Origin of the sequence: Streptomyces sp. S3(2020) (assembly GCF_013044505.1) — a bacterium.
Taxonomy (GTDB): Bacteria; Actinomycetota; Actinomycetes; order Streptomycetales; family Streptomycetaceae; genus Streptomyces.
In genome coordinates, this window is record NZ_JABERD010000010.1 from 86,233 (window position 1) to 102,758 (window position 16,526).

Genomic DNA, 16,526 nt, shown 5'->3' on the forward strand with positions numbered 1-16,526 from the left:
CGTATCTGCGTTCACATGCCTACATGGACATGGGCGGCCCAGAACCACGGGCTGTCCCGGTACAGGTCGCGTACGGCGCGTACGGCGGTGTGGAGGGCCTGCGCCGAGCGTTCCGCCACCGGCCGGGGCGCCCCCAGAGCCGAGTACGTCCTCTCGGCCAGCTCCAGGGCGACCGCGTCGTCGGTCTCCCACAACGTGCCCACGACATGGCGGTATCCCGCGAGTTGGAGCGCGCTGGCCAGATGGAGCGCCTCGTCGGCGAGGGCGGCTCCGGTGCCCGCGGTGCCGCACGCGGACAGATAGGCCAGCTCCGCGCCGGGCAGGTCGAGCCGGGAGATGTCGGCCACCGTCAGATGCCGGTCGGCCGGATCGTGGACCACCAGACGGCTGCGGGACGGGCTGTCCGGTTCCGTCACGCCGTGCCCGCAGAAGTGCAGCCAGCCATGGTGCCCCAGTTCCTCCAGCACCCGGCCGCGGGTGGCGTCCGCGCCGTCCAGGACCCGCGCGCCGGCCAGGGTGCGCGCCAGCAGGGACGCCTCCTCGGCCGCCCGCTCCAGACTCTCGGCTCCCGGTACCTCGGCGACGGAGACGATCAGAAAGCCGTCGGGCGCGGCACGGCGGGGCAGCGGACGGATGCGACCGTCGCCCTCCCGCGACCGGCGGCGGGCGTGCTCCGCCCGGCCGCGCGTGTGCGCAAGGGCTCGTACGGTCGGGGTGTACGACGAGACGGCCCGGTCCAGGACCGTACGCGGCACCGCCCGGCCGGCCTCGCGGTGATGGCCCGCCGCGTGCAGCGGCAGGAGGGTGAGCGGTCCCGTGGGTACCCACCACAGCCGTCGTGGCGAGGAACGCGCGGACACGCCGTCGAGTCCGAGCGCGTCGAGGACCGGGCCCGCCACGGTGTCCCAGAGCCGGCGCAGGACCAGGTCGAGGACGTCCTGACGGTCGGGATCGGCCAGGAGGTCCCGCTCCGGGTCCGTGAATCCCCGCAGCGCGGTGAGGAACGCCTCGACGTCCTGCCGGACACCGTCGAGGGTCAGCCCCGGCAGCGGCACCACGCGCAGCCCGTCCCGGGTGAGGAGCAGGGCGTCGCAGCGGAAGCGGCTCACGTTGACCACCACGACCGGGCCGTCGGCGGCCTGCGCCAACAGGTCCGACACCGGGGGAGGTTGAAGGAAGTACCGGAACCCCGGCCGGGTGGTGCGGATCTCGGTGAGCAGGTCGTGCCACTCCCCGGCCAGGACGTGCCGGGTGTCCGCGGCGGTGGCGCCGTCCGTCACGCGGTCCGCGTCGGCGGGAGCAGGGGTGTCGAGCGCGGCGCGCAGCGTGAGCAGCCGTTCGGCCGTGTGCGGGTCCTGCCGGGCCAGTTCGGACATGTCGTCACGGCCCTGGAGTCCGCGCCCCAGCAACACGCCACGGCCCAACTCCAGCAGGGCCAGCGCACGTTCCGGGTCACCGGCGGCCACATGGCAGGCCGCGGCGTCGCAGGCCAGCCCGGAGAGCGCGGTCAGGGTGTGCTCGGCGTCGGTGTCGGTGAGGTTCCGCGGGGTGAGGACGGGCAGAAGCGCCACGGCGTCCTCGTAGGCCTGTGCGGCCTGGCGTACGTCGTCGGCGACCATGGCCAGGTTGGCCCAGTGCGTCAGGGCCCACAGCCGGACGCGAGGCGTCGCCGCCGGGTGGGTGGCCGCGGCGCGGTGGCACCGAAGGGCGTCGTCGAGCCCCCGGGTGGGCACACCGCCGAGCGTCGTACCGGTCCGTAAGAGGCCCGCGACCAGCAACCTGCCGCGCAGATACAGCAGTTGGGCCTGGTCGGAGTGAGCGTCCGGCACTGCGGCGAGGGCCTCGTCGAGCAGTGCCCCCGCGCGGGCGGCGACCGCCGGGGAGCCGCCCCGGACACAGATCTGCGTCAGGGCGTCGGCGAGGCTGCCGAGCAGGCGGGGCCGCGCGGGGTCCCCGGACGGCAACCCGGCCAGCGCCTGTTCATAGGCCGCGATCCGCTCCTCCCCGGTCGTGGCGTTGCCGAGGCCGAGGCGGATCATGCCGAACCCGGGATGGCCGGGCACGGAAGCCGCGGCCGCCTCCCGCCCCAGCCGCTGAGCCTCCTGGAGGTCTCCCGGCTCGCCCAGCCGCTCGTGGCGCAGGCGCAGCGCGATACCGAGATTGTGCAGGCAACCGGCCCAATTGGGGTCCTCCTCGGTCCCGTCGGGACCGGACAGGGCCGCTCGACGATCGTCGTCGGCCGCCGCCAGGGCCACTCGGCCGAACCGCACCGACTCCTCCAGGTCGCCCAGCGCGTTGGTCCGCTCGTACCGCAGCCGCAGCGCCACACCGAGGGTCGTGGCGAGCGCGCCGCGCTCGGGATGCCCGCTGCCGTGGGACACTTCGGCCTCACGAAGCACCTGGATCGCCTCGTCGAGCCGCGCCGGGTCGCCATGGGCCTCGTAACGCAGGCGCAGGATGCTGCCCAGCCGCCGCAGGGCCGAGGCGCGCTGCGGCAGCAGGGCCCGGGGGGTCGCGCTCACCGTCGCACGGGTCGCCTCCTCCGCCTGCGCCAGCAACTCCACGTCACCGTGCGAATCCACGGCCGCCTGCTCCAACAGGGCCCCGCGGCGGTCCAGTTCGGCCAGCCGAGCCACGATGTCCCCGGCGGGCTCGTCCGGACCGTCGTCCAGGGCCTCCTCGTCGTCCCCCGGACCCGCCAGACCCTGGAGGGCGTCCGCGACGGCGAGCGCCTCGGCGGCCGCCTCACCGGTGAGCAGCATGGAGCGGGCCCGGTACAGCCCGGCCACGGCCCCGACCGCCTGAGGATCGCGGGCGGGGTCGGCGACACAGGACATCAACTCCCGTGCCTGACGGGTCGCTTCGGGCGCAAGCACCGCGTCCCGGTCCATCGTGGCGGCGAACAGGCTCAACCGCGCCAGCAGCGCCCGGGTGAGTTCGTCACGCAACTGCAGCGCCATTGCCCCCGCTTCCCCTCGGCCGAGCGCGTGCAAGTACGGTACGGCCACACGCGGGGGAACGAAAGCGCTGTCGATCGAGGACGGGCCGGGTGGATGCGGGGGACTCAACGGTGATCAGCGAGCGGCAGGCCCAGCAGATCGCCTGGATCTGCGACCACGCCGACGACATGCGTGCCTTGGCGGACCGCAAAGGCGTCCGTGAGGAACTGGAGGGAATCCTGGGCGAGTTGGGGGAACCCGCCGCCGACGTGCCGACGCTGCTGAGCCGGACCGCCGAGCTGCTGCGTCGGTGCGGTGTCCCAGGCGCCCTGCGAGCGCCCATGCCTACGCTCGCGGACGCACAAGGGGGCCACCCGCTGGAGGAGTTCTACCTCTGCCCACGCCAGGAGCACCACCGCTGCACCCGCCTGGTCCACGCCTTCGGCATCCCCGACGGCACCGATGCGCCCGCGTGCGGTATTGCCGGACTGCCGTTGCGGCTACGGAGGTTCTGACCCGTGGAGGCCTTTCTCACCACCCTGGGCGGGAAGCTGGCGGACACCTGGGCGTCGGTGCTCGTCCTGCCCGGTCTGCTCTACGTGTCCGTGGCAGCCGCCGGTTCCGTCCTGGGACACCGGGACGCCTTCGACGTCGGCCTCCTGACGGACCGTCTGGACGACATGGCCACCAGCCCCGCCGCGCACTCCAACGGAACGATCGTGGTCGCCGCCGCCTTCGTCCTGGCCGCCGCGGCGGGCGCCGGCATGCTGGCCTCGTTCCTCGGCGGGGGCGTCGAACGGCTGTGGCTGGGGGAGTGGCCCGCACCCCTGGACCGCGCCGCGGGTCCGCTCACGCGTCGGCGCTCGCGCCGCTGGACCGAGGCCCAGGACCGCTATCACCGCGCTGTACGCAGTCGCGCCGCAGCAGCGGACGTCCCCGACGGACTCGGTGGATTCGACGGACTCGACCCCGACCGGACCCCGCCCGCGGACACGGACACGGTCGCCCTGAACGAGGCCCGTAACCGCATCGCCCTCGCCCCGCCCCGGCGCCCCACGTGGATGGGGGACCGGCTCACAGCCGTCGACCACCGGGTGTTCGACGCCTACCGGATCGATCTGTCCTCCGCGTGGCCGCGCCTGTGGCTGCTGCTGCCCCAGACACCCCGCACGGACCTGACGACGGCCCGGGACGCCTTCAGCTCCGCCGCGCGTCGCGCCGGCTGGGCTCTGCTGTACCTCGCCGTGGCCCCATGGTGGTGGCCCGCGGCGCTGGTCGCGGCGGTGACCTGGGCGAGCGCCTGGCGCGGCGGCCGGGAAGCGGCGCACACGTTCGCCGAACTCGTCGAATCGGCGGTCGACCTCCACGCACGCAGGCTCGCCACCGCGCTCGGCGTCAGCAACGGGACCAGCACACGGCTGACGCACGACGCCGGCCGGGAGATCACCCGCCTGCTCCGCAAGAAGACGTGAGCTCCCGCCCGTCACCGTCTGTCACATGAGCGGGCCCTGCCCGTCCATCGGTCCTGTTCGACGCACGGTGCCGAGCCGCTCGCCCTGTCCGTGCCGCTGACCTGCGCCATGTCACTGCCATCGAGGCGCCGCGCGGTGACCGGGCCCGGGGCCCACCAGAGGCACCACGGAGTCGCCTACGGACTTCCAAGGGCGCGAGGGGGTGTCCCGGGGAGCGACGTTGGGTGTGGGCAGCCCTTCGGACTGCCGACCCTCGACGCGGAGGAGCCGGTCGTGTACACACATCTGGTCGGGGCCGAACGCGGTCGGGAAGCGGTGGGTACAGCGGTCCGCCCGGCGACGGGGGAACTGGACGGGGCGATGTCGGTCTTCATCGAGGCCAGGCCCGGGCTGCTCAGGATCGCCCGGCAGATCCTCGGTGACCCGAGCGACGCCGAAGACGTCATCCAGGAGACCTGGCTGCGCTGGCTGGGGACGGACCGTGCCGTGGTCGGGAGCCCGTGGGCGCTGCTCAGGACCACGACCGTGCGGCTGGCCATCAACGTGGTGCAGTCCGCTTGGAGGCGCCGCGAGTCGTGCGGCAGCCCCTGGCTCCCGGACCTGGCCGACGGCCACGCGAGCCCGGAAGCGGTGGCCGAGCAGCACGACGCCGTGGAGCGGGCGGTCCTGCTGCTGATGGAGACCCTCACGCCCACGCAGCGTGCCGCCTACATCCTGCGCGAGGGGTTCGGTCACCCGTACGCCCAGATCTCCGGACTGCTGGGCCTCAGCGTCGCCAACGCCAGGCAGCAGGTGTCACGCGCCCAGCATCGCCTGGCCGCCGACCGCAGGCGGCAGCCGGTGGACCCGGTCGCGCACCGCAGGCTCGTCCAGGCGTTCCTCGCGGCGGCCCGCTCCGGTGAACTCGGGCTTCTGGAGGGGATTCTCGCCACGGACGCCGGTCGGCTCCCCACACGCCGCTGACACGGCGGTTCACTCCGTGGACGACAGGTGGCCCCCGTCGCCGACGGGGGCCACCTGCGGCAGCTACTTCTGCTGCGCCAGCCAGTCGGCGAAGCGGGTCTCGGCGATGGTCGCGTCAGGGCCCGGCAGCAGTGTGTCCTCCTGCAACTCGGCACCCCAGTACGTCGCCTTCGCGTCCGTGACGATCTTGCGCGGGTCGTCGTGGGCGGCGAGTCCCATGCGGATGAACTCCTCGAGCTCGAACGCCTCGGGACCGGCCACCTCGACCACTCCGCCGACCGGGGCTCCGACCGCGGTACGGCCGACGGCCGCGGCCACGTCGTCGGAGACGATCGGCTGGATCTTCGCGGCGGGCAGCCGCACGGTGTCGCCCTCGGTGACTCCGTCGGCGAGCCCCTTCGCGAACTCGAAGAACTGGGTGGCGTGGACGATGGAGTAGGCGATGCCGGACGCCTTGATCAGCTCTTCCTGGACCAGCTTCGCGCGGAAGTACCCGCTGCCCTGAAGCCGCTCGGTCCCGACCACGGACAGTGCCACGTGGTGTGCCACACCGGCCTCGGCCTCCGCCTTGAGGACGTTGGTCGTGGAGGTGCGGAAGAAGTCCATGACGGCCTGGTCCTCGAAGGAGGGCGAGTTGGACACGTCCACGACGACCGACGCACCCTTGAGGACCTCGGCCAGCCCCTCGCCCGTCAGCGTGTTGACACCGGTGTTGGGCGCCGCCGCGACGGCCTCGTGGCCGTGCTCGTCGAGCTTGGCGACCAGCTTCGAGCCGATGAGCCCGGTGCCACCGATCACTACGACCTTCATAACGGATTCCTCTCGTGGGTTCACGACGTCACATTCGGTCTGCGTCACAAGAGACCGGGCGGCACCGCCGTGTGTGACAGCTGGCTCGAAAGAATCGCGGAGATTCTCACTCGGCGAGCTTTCCCTCGGTCGAGACCTCTTCCATCAGCGAGGAGATCTCGTCCGGGATCGCCGGAATGCTCTCGTGGGTGACACCGGTCGTCGGCGACCACACGAGATTGACCCGCAGCGCGGGATCCTGGTCGGGATGGTCGCTGCGGTTGTGACAGCCGCGCGTCTCACGACGTTCCAGCGCCGATTCGAGGGTGGCCCGGGCGGCCAGGGCGGCGGACCGCAGATCGAAGGCGTGCGCGAGGTCCTGGAAACCGGCGATGTCGGGGTGCACACCGACGTCCTGCATCCGCTTCTCGATCACCGAGAGCTCCGCGAGCCCCGCGCGCAGGCCCTCCTCGTCACGGACGACACCGGCATGCTCGGTCATGGTGTTGCGGATGGCCCGCTGGAGCGCGCGGACGTTCTCCGGGCCGTCCGCCACGAGAAGGCCGTCGACCTCGGCACGCGCTTCGGCGACGGCCGACGGCGACCGCCGCTGTTCGGTGAGGCCCCGCGAGTAGGCGGCGGCCGCCCGGCCGGTGATCCGGCCGAAGACCAGCAGCTCGATGAGACTGTTCCCGCCGAGACGATTGGCACCGTGCAGCCCGCTCGACGCCTCACCGATGGCGTACAGGCCCCGCACGTCGGTGCTGTGGTCCTGCGGACGCACCCACACCCCGCCCATCGAGTAGTGCGCGGTGGGCGCGATCTCGATCGGTTCCCGGGTGATGTCCAGCATCTGGAGGTCGAGCAGCGTCTGGTAGACACGGGGCAGCCGCGTCATGATCGTCTGCCGTGGCAGGTGGGAGACATCGAGCCACACACCCCCCTTGGGGGTCCCTCGCCCCTCCTTGATCTCGGTGTACGAGGCCAGGGCCACGCGGTCGCGGGTGGACAGCTCCATGCGGTCGGCGTCGTAGCGGGCCATGAACCGTTCCCCGAGCGCGTTGCGCAGCACCCCGCCCTCACCCCGGGCGGCCTCGCTGACCAGCGTGCCGGCCGCGTTCTCCGGCTCGATGATCCCGGACGGATGGAACTGCACCAGCTCGGCGTCGCGCAGCCGGGCCCCGGCCTCCACGGCCAGCCGGAAGGAGTCACCCGTGTTCTCGTCGCGCCGCGAGGAGGTACGCCGCCAGATACGCGTGTGACCGCCCGCGGCCAGGATGACGGCGTCCGCGTGGATCAGGTAACGCCGTCCGCTCGTGAGATCGAAGCCGTAGGCGCCGAAGACCGCGCCGTCGTGCACCAGCAGCCGGGTGATGTAGACACCGTCGAGCACCGGTATCCGCAGCTGCTCCGCACGCCTGATCAGCGTGCGCTGGATCTCCAGCCCGGTGTAGTCACCGGCGAAGGCGGTGCGCCGGAACTTGTGCGCGCCGAAGAACCGCTGGGAGATCCGGCCGTCCTCCTCCCTGGCGAACGCCATGCCGTAGCGCTCCAGATCGTCGATGCCCCGGGCGGCGCCCCGAGTGACGATCTCGACCGTGCGCGGGTCGGCCAGCAGATAGCTCTCCTTGAGCGTGTCGGCGGCGTGCTGCTGCCAGCTGTCCTCGGGGTCCATGGTGGACAGGGCGGCGTTGATCCCTCCGGCGGCGAGCGCGGTGTGGGCGTCCTCCTTGGCGCGCTTGCCGACCGCGAGGACGTCGACACCGGCTTCGGCCAGTTCGATCGCCGCTCGCAGCCCGGCTCCGCCGGTGCCGATCACCAGCACCATGGTGGACAGATGTTGTTCGGTGAGAGCCACGGTCTTCTCCGATCGCCAAGGTCGTCACTCACTACGACCGGACGATCGGCGTTTCTGTGACACCGTTCCGGCGTCAGCGCAGGACGTGGTCCAGGGGCACGTCCGGGTCGGACAGCAGCGCGTCGTCGACGTCGGCCCCCGACCTGATGAGATCCCGGACCGGATCGATCACGTCCCACACGTTGACGCTCATCCCCGCCAGCACTCGGCTCCCCGCCGTCCAGAACGCGATGAACCGCCGCTTCTCCGGCTCACCGCGGAAGACGACACGGTCGTGACCACCGGGTTCGACGTACCCCGTGTACTCCATTCCGAGGTCGTACTGGTCCGTGTAGAAGTACGGCAGCCGGTCGTGGACGGCGTCCTCGCCGAGCATGCCGAGCGCCGCCACACGCGGCTGGTTGAGCGCGTTGGCCCAGTGCTCGACGCGCAGGTGCCGACCGAGCAGCGGGTGGTAGGCGTTGGCGACGTCACCCGCGGCGTAGACGTCCGCGACGGAGGTGTGCAGGTGTGCGTCGGTGACGATGCCGTCGCGCACGTCCAGGCCCGCCGCCTGGGCGAGTTCGACGTTGGGGGTGGCGCCCACCCCGACGACGACCGCGTCCGCCTCCAGGTGTCTGCCGTCGCCCAGACGGACTCCGCTCACCCGGCCGTCGGTGCCGGTGAGGGCCTCGACCCGCGCGTCGGGCAGCAGCCGTACGCCGTGCTCGACGTGGAGGGCGGCGAACACCTCCGCCGCCTCCCGGCCCAGGACCTTCAGCAGGGGCAGCTCGGAGCGCAGGAGCACCGTCACGTCGGCCCCGGCCGTGCGAGCGGCCGCGGCGGTCTCCAGACCGATCCACCCGCCACCGATCACCACGACCTTCGCCCCCGCGGTGAAGGCGGACCTGAGCCGTTCGCTGTCGCCCACCCGGCGCAGGTACAGCACGTTGTCGAGATCCGCCCCCGGGACCGACAGCCGGCGCGGCGACGAACCGGTGGCCAGCAGGAGCTTGGCGTAGGAGACCTGCCGGCCGTCGTCCAGCTCCACCTGCCGCGCCCGTACGTCGACCGCACGCGCTCTCGTCCCCAGCAGCAGCTCGACCTCGTGCTCGCGGTACCAGTCGTCCGGGTGCACGAAGATCGCATCGCGCTCCTCCTTGCCCAGCAGGTATCCCTTGGACAGCGGCGGCCGGATGTAGGGCTTCTCCCGCTCGTCGCCGATGATGACGAGCGGGCCGTCGTGGCCCCGCTCCCGCAGTGCCTCCGCCGCCTTGCCCGCGGCGAGACCGCCACCGATGATCACGAATGCGTTCACAGCGTTCCTCGTCTCGGAAGTCGCATGCTGCGAGCCGTGTCGGAAGGCACACCCTTCAGACCGCGCAGCCCCTCATCCTGTGACGACACCGGCCACGGCCCACGGAGAACACGCGGGATGTCGCCGGGCTGCCTCAGGCGTCCAGGGAGGCCACGTAGCGTGCGAGCTTCTCCGGGTTCATGACCCACATGACGCGTTCGATGCCGCGCGTCGAGGTCTCGACGGACAACAGCGCGACCGCGTTGCCGCCGGACGAGACGAGGATGGCCGGGCTGCCGTTCGCCTCGACCCGGCGCAGCTCCGTGCGAGGCCAGAACCGTGGCGCGAAGGCGGCGAGATACCGGGAGACATGGAGCCGTCCGACGACCGGGATCCGGGACGCTCCCCGCACCCCGCCACCGTCGGTGTAACTGACGACGTCCTCGGTGAGTACGTCCTCGAGGACCTTCAGATCGCCGTCCTGTGCCGCGGAGAGGAACACCTCCAGCAGCCGCTGGTGGGCGGCGGGACTCACCGGCTCCCGGCGTTCCGCCCGCAGCCGCTTGCGGGACCGGCTGACCAGCTGGCGGGTGTTGGCCTCACTCGTCTCCAGCATGTCCGCGATCTGCGGATAGGGGTATGCGAAGGCCTCCCGCAGTACGTACGCGGCCCGCTCCACCGGGTTGAGTTTCTCCAGCAGGAGCAGCACCGCCAGATCGAGCGCCTCCGCCCGCTCCGCGCCCAACTGGGGATCCGCACTGGTGTCGACCGGCTCCGGCAACCACGGTCCGATGTGCGACTCGCGGCGCTTGCGCGCGGACTGGGCGAGGTTGATCGCGAGACGGGAGGTGATCGTGGCCAGGAAGGCGCGGGAATCGAGGACGTCCGTACGGTCGGTGTTCTGCCAGCGCAGCCAGGCGTCCTGGACGATGTCCTCGGCCTCCGTGACACTCCCGAGCATCCGATAGGCGATCCCGAAGAGCCGCGGACGCACCGCCATGAAATCCCGGGTCGCCTCGTCGAGAGCGTCTGCGTCACCGGCGCGCATGGATGTCCTCCAGAAGTGGATCACCCATGCTACAAGCCGCACCATCGCGCCGGGCGGGCCGACGTGGCGGGCGGTTTCACGGTGAGCCGGGCAACGGAAGGGTGACGCCCGCCTGAGCCGATGTGGGCTCGCCGTCGGCCCACAGCGCGCGGATCTCCTTGCGGGAGGCGATCCCCAGCTTCGAGAACACCTTGCGCAGGTGCCACTCGACCGTGTGGCGGCTGATGAACAGCTGGGCGCCGATCTCGGGGTTCGTGAGGCCCTCGCCGACGAGGCGGGCGATCTGTGCTTCCTGGGGTGTCAGGGCCGTCGGTGCGGCGACGGCGGGGTTGCGGACCTTCGCCCCCGTGGCGTGCAGTTCGCCGCGTGCCCGTTCGGCGAACGCCTCGGCACCGATCCGGCTGAACGTCTCGTGCGCGGCGCTCAGTTGGGCCCGCGCGTCGACGCGGCGGTTCTCGCGGCGCAGCCACTCGCCGTAGAGAAGCTGCGCGCGGGCCAGCTCCACGCGGACGCGGGTGCGGGCGAGCCGGTCGATCGCCTCGCGGTAGAGCCGCTCCGCGGTGTCGCCGTCGCTCACGAGCGCTCGTGAGCGTGCTTCGACGCCCAGGGCCCAGTCCGTACCGCTGGCCCGAGTCGCTTCGGACAGTTGCGCGAGCGCGTCGGTCGCCGGCTCGGGTGAGCCGCTGCGTACGGCTGCCTCGATCAACTCGACCAGGCCCCACCGGGGCGAGGCGAACTCCAGCTGGTCGGCGGCGGCCTTCTGCGCCGCGGCCAGCGCGTCGGCGTAGCGGCCGAGACCGTTGCAGAGCACCGCGTGGTACCAGTGGGTGACGGTGACCGCGGCCCCCTGCCCACGGGGTCCGGCCTCGCTCAGCGTGGTGTCGATCAGCGCGCGGGCCTCGCGTTCGTGTCCGCGCCAGACGGCGAGTCCGAGCGGCTGGACGCGCGCCGGGTTGCTCCCGGTCGCCTCGCACACCGTCCGGACCTCCTCCACCAGCGACGCGGCGGCCACCAGCTCGCCGGCGATGAGGTGCATGTGCGCGCGGGAGTCGAGCGCACGGGGGAGCTCGCTGAGCGCCCCGGCCTCGCGGGTGATCGTCACATGACGGGCCGCGACCAGGTGCCACCGCTCGTCGTCCCACAGTTCGGAGGCCAGGACGGTACCCAGCCAGAGCCAGCGCAGCGCGTCCTGGGCCGGGAGCGCCTCGTCACAGCACGCTTCCAGGGCCCGCCGCATCAGCGGCACCGAAGCCGCGTACCCGTCGGTGAGGCGCGCGGCGACGGCGTCCAGCAGCAGGTCGGGGACGCGCGCCGGCCGCACCGCCGGCGCGCCGACAGCCGCCTCACCGACCTCCTTCAGCCCCGGGCCGCGCGCCAGCCGGCCGGCGAAGATCGCCGCCGCGACGGCGTCCAGGTAGGTCTCGCGGGCGAGCGCGACGTCGAGCCGCTCGAACCGGCGGGCGGCGGCGAGCAGCAGCGGAGGAGCCTCACCGCCCCGGTTCCGGGCGAACGCGATCCCGGCGTGCAGCACATCGACCCGTGCCCGCCCGAGCTCGTCCAGCGGGCCGACCTCCGCCGTGGCGAGGAGATCGGCCGCCGACTCGAAGGCCCCGGCGTGGAGCTTGGCCTGTGCGGCGTCCACGGCTCGCCGCGCACGCCGCACGGGATCTTGTGTCAACCCGGTCGCGCGCTGGAGGAACGCGGCCGCCGCCGCGATACCGCCACGGGCCTGCGCCCGACCCGCGGAACGCTCCAGTTCGGCGGCCACCGTCTCGTCGGGTCCGAAGGCCGCGTCGGCCAGGTGCCAGGCCCGACGGTCCGGATCGAGCCGCGCGTCGGTCGCCTCGGCCAGCGCCTGGTGCACCTGCCGGCGCTCGTGGGGGCCCGCCGAGCGATAGGCCGCCGAGCGCACCAGCGGATGCCGGAACCGCACCCGCGCGCCCAGGGTGATCAGCTCCGCCGCGTCGGTGTGCGACGCGGCGGCGTCCACGTCGATGCCCAGCCGCTCGGCGGCCCGCCTCAGCAGGGTCACGTCACCGATGGGCTCGGCGGCCGCGGCGAACAGGAGGCGTCGGGTCTCGGTGGGGAGGGACTGGATACGGCGGAGGTAGCCCTGCTCGATCTGGCTCGACAGGGGCCAGGCGTCCGGATGCCCGAACCCGCCGGCCAGGTCCGCCGCGGTCACCTCTCGGGGCAGTTCGATCAGCGCCAGCGGGTTCCCGCGTGACTCGGCGACTATGCGGTCGCGCACCTGCTGGTCGAGCGGTCCCGTGACGACCGAGTCCAGGAGCGTTCGGGAGTCGTGCTCGGTCAGTCCCGTGACGGGCAGCCCGGGAAGGCTGCCGAACGCCTCGCCGGTGCTGGGCTCACGGACGGCGAAGACAAGCAGGACCGATTCCGCGAGGAGTCGGCGGGCGACGAACTCCAGGGTCAGGGCCGACGCGTGATCCAGCCACTGGGCGTCGTCGATCAGACAGATCAGCGGCCGGCTCCCACCGGCGTCCGCGAGGAGGCTCAACGTGGCCAGACCCACGAGGAACCGGTCCGGCGCGGCGCCGGCACGCAGACCGAACGCCGTGCCCAGCGCGTCGCGTTGGGGCTCGGGCAGCTGATCGAGGCCCGCGAGCAGCGGAGCGCAGAGCTGGTGCAGACCGGCGTAGGAGAGCTCCATCTCGGACTGGACACCGCCGACCCGGACGGTGCGGCAACCGGTGGCACGATCGCGGAGGTACGTCAGCAGTTCGGTCTTCCCGATCCCTGCCTCACCCCGCAGCACCAGGACCCCGCTGCGCCCGGCCCTGGTCCCCGCCAGGAGACCGTCGAGGACCTGACACTCGCTCTGTCTCCCGAGGAGCCCGGCCCTTGAACCGCTCCTCGCCATGGCAGCTCCCGTGTCAGGACACCTCGACCGACATGGTAGTACGCCTGCGGATCTTCGCGCCTGCCGTCGCGGAAGCGCCGCCGACCGGCGAACGGTCGAGGGTTTCCTTGAGTACGCGTACTCATGCCGACCCGTGCCGGACCGGCGACGATGGGCCGTGTCGACGTGCGGATCAGGAGGCGGGGGATGGGCAGACTGCTGGGGGCGGTCACAGCCGTGGTGGTGGCGGCCGCGGCACTGGTCCTGGCTCACGTGGCGGGAGCGCCGCCCGCGCTGGTGTTCGCGGTCGGGGCGGGCGTACTGAGCCTCGTATGGCTGCTGCTCCTGCTGACACTGCCGTGGAACCTGTACTTCCGCGCACATACCGTGCTGGCCGAGATCGCGGTCAGCCGCGAGAAGGGCATCACGGTCCCCGCCGCCCGGGACACGGAGGCCGCGCGTATCGCCCGCACCATGCTCCGGGCGGCGGTCGCGGGACACGTCCTGACGGCCGGGGTCGTCTTCGCGGTCACCTGGGCGACGGGCGGGCTCACGGGCTACTGGTTCGCGGCGTTCTTCCTGCTGAGCACCTTCTTCCGCCCCGCCGGGGCGTACTTCGGCCAGCTCCGGCGGCGGCTGGGCACACTCCTGAAGGACGTCACGTACCCGCGCGACGACGTCGTGGAGCTACAGGCCCGGCTCAACCGAGCCGAGGCCGGGACACGCGTACTGGAGGAGAAGGCGGAGGAACAGTACCGGGCCCTGTCCGAACTGCGCCGCACCATGGACGCGTTGGCCATGAGCAGCCACGAGCGGACCGAGGGGACGGACCGCAGGATCGCCGCGCTGGGCAGGGAGTTCGAGTCCACGGTGAACCGTCTGACCGACAACCAGGAGATCATCGCGGGCGTGAAGGCCTTCCTGCGCCTGCTGCGCACCACCGACCCGACCGGGTGAGGGACGGGCTGCCGCCCTTTGCGCGGGCGTGAATATGTAGTCGACAACCGGGTCCCATAACCTCGTACAGAGGACGTGGGATGCCGTGGGTGTCGACCTTGGGGAGGCGTTGGTGTTCGGTAAGGGCGCGGGGCTGTTCGCGGGAGCGGTGATCGTGGCGTGCATGGCGCTCGTCGGCTCCGGTGCGCTGGGCGGTGCCCTCTCCGGCAGGTCGGAGCCCGCCGGAGCGGTCAAGCAGGTCGTGCCGAACCGGGTCATGACGTGGAACCTGTGCAACCCGTGCGAGGAGAGCAACGCCGACCGGGCGGCGGAGATCGCCGCGTACGCGCCGCAGGTCGTCGCCGTGCAGGAGGCGTGCGCGCCCGACGTGGAGAAGATCCGCGACTACCTGGAGAGCCTCTTCGGGCTGGTCTACCACGTCGAGTACGGATCGGTCCTCCAGAACTGGGGCCGCTGCGGGGGAGCACCGTGGAACCCCGGAGGCTACGGCCAGGCCCTTCTGTCGGCGGCACCGATGACCGACCGCGTCAACGTCGAATACCCCGACGGCGGATCCGAGGACCGCGGCTACATGGCCGTCACCACCACGGTGGACGGCCGGTCCGTCCGGGTCTTCAACACCCACCTCGCCGAACGACGGCAGGAGGACGTCCGGGTGAAGCAGGCCGGCGTACTCGCCAAGGAGATCGCCCGGCACGACCGCGCCATCGTCCTCGGCGACTTCAACGCCGTGCCGGACGCTCCCGAACTGGCCCCGATATGGGCGCTGGCCAAGGACACCGACCCGCAGTGCCGACCCTCCTCAGCCGGCGTCTGCAAGCCGACCACCGAGTGGCAGAGCAAGTTCGACTACGTCTTTCTGCGAGGCATCACCCCGCTCCGGCACAGCGTGGAACCCAGCGAGTACTCCGACCACTACGTGCTGCACACCGACCTGGACCTGCCATGACTGGACCTGCCATAAGACGTCCGGCTCAGCCGTTGTACGGGGCGGTGACGTCCAGGACCCAGGTGACGCCGAAACGGTCGGTGAGCATGCCGTACAGCGGCGCCCACGGAGCCGGTTCCAGCGGGCGCGCGATGGTCGAGCCCTCGGCGAGCCTGCCCCACAGAGCGCTGATCTCGTCGCCGTCGGCACCGCGCACGGAGACGAAGAACGGGTTGTCGCCCTGGTTCCAGGGCAGCTGCGAGGGCACGTCGTAGGCCATGACGTGGAAGCCGTTGTCGCCGACGACCTCGCCCCACATCACCCAGTCCGCCTCGCTCTCGTTCCGCACGGCGCCCGCGTCCTTGTAGGTCACCGCTACGGTGCGTCCGCCGAAGACGGACCGGTAGAAGTCCAGCGCCTCCCGCGCGGTGCCCCGGAAGTTCAGGTGCGTGGTGGTGGTGACGGACATGATCTGCTCCTTGCCTCAAGGTGACGAAGACGTATGTCACCCTGGCGGAGGTAGCGGACAGGTTGTGTCCTGTACCGCGGGCAGGATGGATCCCATGCACAAGACATCCTCCCGACTGCTCGCGCTGCTCTCCCTGCTCCAGACGCACCGTGACTGGTCCGGTGAGGATCTCGCCGGGCGTCTCGACATCACCTCGCGCACCGTGCGCCGTGACATCGACCGGCTCCGCGAACTCGGATACCGGATCACGACCGTCAAAGGACCGGCCGGTGGGTACCGCCTGGACGCCGGTACCCACATGCCGCCCATGCTGTTCGACGACGGCCAGGCCGTCGCCCTGGCCGTCGCGCTGCGGACCGCGGCGGCCGACACCACCGTCGGCGAGGACGCGACCCGGGCGCTGGCCACGCTCCGCCAGGTCATGCCACCCCGGCTGCGCCACCGCATCGACCTGCTGCGCGTCACGGCCGTCCCACCACCCTCGGCTCGCGACGCCCCGCAGGTCGACCCGCGTGTCCTGGTGGATCTGAGCCGCATCATCCACGCCCGCGAGGAACTGCGCTTCGACCACAGCCCGGGCCCCGGCACCTCAGCCGACAGGCCCCGCCGCGTGGAGCCCCACCACCTGGTCACCCGGTTCAATCGCTGGTACCTCGTGGCCTGGGACCTGGACCGTGAGGACTGGCGTACGTTCCGCGTCGACCGCGTCCGCCCCCGCACCCCCACCGGCCGGCCCCCGCCCCGCCGCACTCCCGCCTGACGCACCCCCGCCTGCCGCCGCCCACCCCCCCCCCGCCGCCCCCGCCCCCCCCGCCCCCCCCCTCCCCCCCCCCCGCCACCGCGCCCCCCCCCCCCCCCCGCCCCCCGCGGCCCCCCCCCCGCCCCCCCGCGCGCCCCCCCCCCCCCCGCCGCCGCCCCCGGGCCGCCCCTGCCCAGCCCCCTCCCCCCGCCGCGCCCCCGTCCCCAG

12 protein-coding genes and 1 pseudogene are annotated in these 16,526 nt (G+C 72.3%); 6 read left to right on the plus strand and 7 right to left on the minus strand.

Annotation, left to right across the window (positions count from 1 at the left end; translation table 11 throughout):
- Positions 1-11 precede the first annotated feature (11 nt).
- On the minus strand, positions 12-2,960 hold the full coding sequence (locus HLK59_RS05790) for a CHAT domain-containing protein (RefSeq protein ID WP_171140130.1): 2,949 nt from the start codon (positions 2,958-2,960) through the stop codon (positions 12-14).
- A gap of 110 nt (positions 2,961-3,070) precedes the next feature.
- Between HLK59_RS05790 and HLK59_RS05795 the strand changes: the two genes are divergently transcribed.
- The 3 genes from HLK59_RS05795 (at position 3,071) to HLK59_RS05805 (ending at position 5,374) form a co-directional block, all read left to right on the plus strand.
- On the plus strand, positions 3,071-3,454 hold the full coding sequence (locus tag HLK59_RS05795) for a hypothetical protein (RefSeq protein ID WP_171140131.1): 384 nt from the start codon (positions 3,071-3,073) through the stop codon (positions 3,452-3,454).
- A gap of 3 nt (positions 3,455-3,457) precedes the next feature.
- Positions 3,458-4,411, plus strand: a complete 954-nt coding sequence (locus HLK59_RS05800) for a hypothetical protein (RefSeq protein WP_171140132.1) — start codon at positions 3,458-3,460, stop codon at positions 4,409-4,411.
- Positions 4,412-4,684: 273 nt separating this feature from the next.
- The gene (locus tag HLK59_RS05805) at positions 4,685-5,374 is read left to right on the plus strand and encodes a sigma-70 family RNA polymerase sigma factor (RefSeq protein WP_171140133.1); all 690 of its coding nucleotides are present in this window, start codon (positions 4,685-4,687) and stop codon (positions 5,372-5,374) included.
- A gap of 63 nt (positions 5,375-5,437) precedes the next feature.
- On the opposite strand, the gene HLK59_RS05810 is transcribed toward HLK59_RS05805, so the two are convergent.
- The 5 genes from HLK59_RS05810 to HLK59_RS05830 form a co-directional block, all read right to left on the minus strand.
- Entirely contained in the window at positions 5,438-6,184 is a 747-nt protein-coding gene (locus tag HLK59_RS05810) for an SDR family oxidoreductase (protein ID WP_171140134.1), read from the minus strand.
- A 106-nt stretch (positions 6,185-6,290) separates the two neighbouring features.
- Entirely contained in the window at positions 6,291-7,991 is a 1,701-nt protein-coding gene (locus tag HLK59_RS05815) for an FAD-binding protein (RefSeq protein WP_171140148.1), read from the minus strand.
- A gap of 103 nt (positions 7,992-8,094) precedes the next feature.
- A complete protein-coding gene (locus tag HLK59_RS05820) occupies positions 8,095-9,318 on the minus strand; it encodes an FAD-dependent oxidoreductase (RefSeq protein ID WP_346779655.1) in 1,224 nt (407 codons plus the stop codon).
- Positions 9,319-9,451: 133 nt separating this feature from the next.
- Complete coding sequence (locus HLK59_RS05825; protein WP_171140135.1) at positions 9,452-10,345, minus strand: RNA polymerase sigma-70 factor; 894 nt, start codon at positions 10,343-10,345, stop codon at positions 9,452-9,454.
- A gap of 76 nt (positions 10,346-10,421) precedes the next feature.
- Positions 10,422-13,226, minus strand: a complete 2,805-nt coding sequence (locus HLK59_RS05830) for a LuxR family transcriptional regulator (RefSeq protein ID WP_171140136.1) — start codon at positions 13,224-13,226, stop codon at positions 10,422-10,424.
- 186 nt (positions 13,227-13,412) lie between these two features.
- Between HLK59_RS05830 and HLK59_RS05835 the strand changes: the two genes are divergently transcribed.
- Positions 13,413-14,162, plus strand: a complete 750-nt coding sequence (locus tag HLK59_RS05835) for a hypothetical protein (RefSeq protein ID WP_171140137.1) — start codon at positions 13,413-13,415, stop codon at positions 14,160-14,162.
- Positions 14,163-14,271: 109 nt separating this feature from the next.
- Positions 14,272-15,111, plus strand: a complete 840-nt coding sequence (locus HLK59_RS05840) for an endonuclease/exonuclease/phosphatase family protein (protein WP_240982238.1) — start codon at positions 14,272-14,274, stop codon at positions 15,109-15,111.
- A gap of 25 nt (positions 15,112-15,136) precedes the next feature.
- Here HLK59_RS05840 and HLK59_RS05845 read toward each other — a convergent pair whose 3' ends face one another.
- Complete coding sequence (locus HLK59_RS05845; RefSeq protein ID WP_171140138.1) at positions 15,137-15,559, minus strand: VOC family protein; 423 nt, start codon at positions 15,557-15,559, stop codon at positions 15,137-15,139.
- Positions 15,560-15,653: 94 nt separating this feature from the next.
- Here HLK59_RS05845 and HLK59_RS05850 point away from each other — a divergent pair.
- Positions 15,654-16,304, plus strand: a pseudogene (locus HLK59_RS05850) (WYL domain-containing protein); the annotation flags it as partial.
- Positions 16,305-16,526 lie beyond the last annotated feature (222 nt).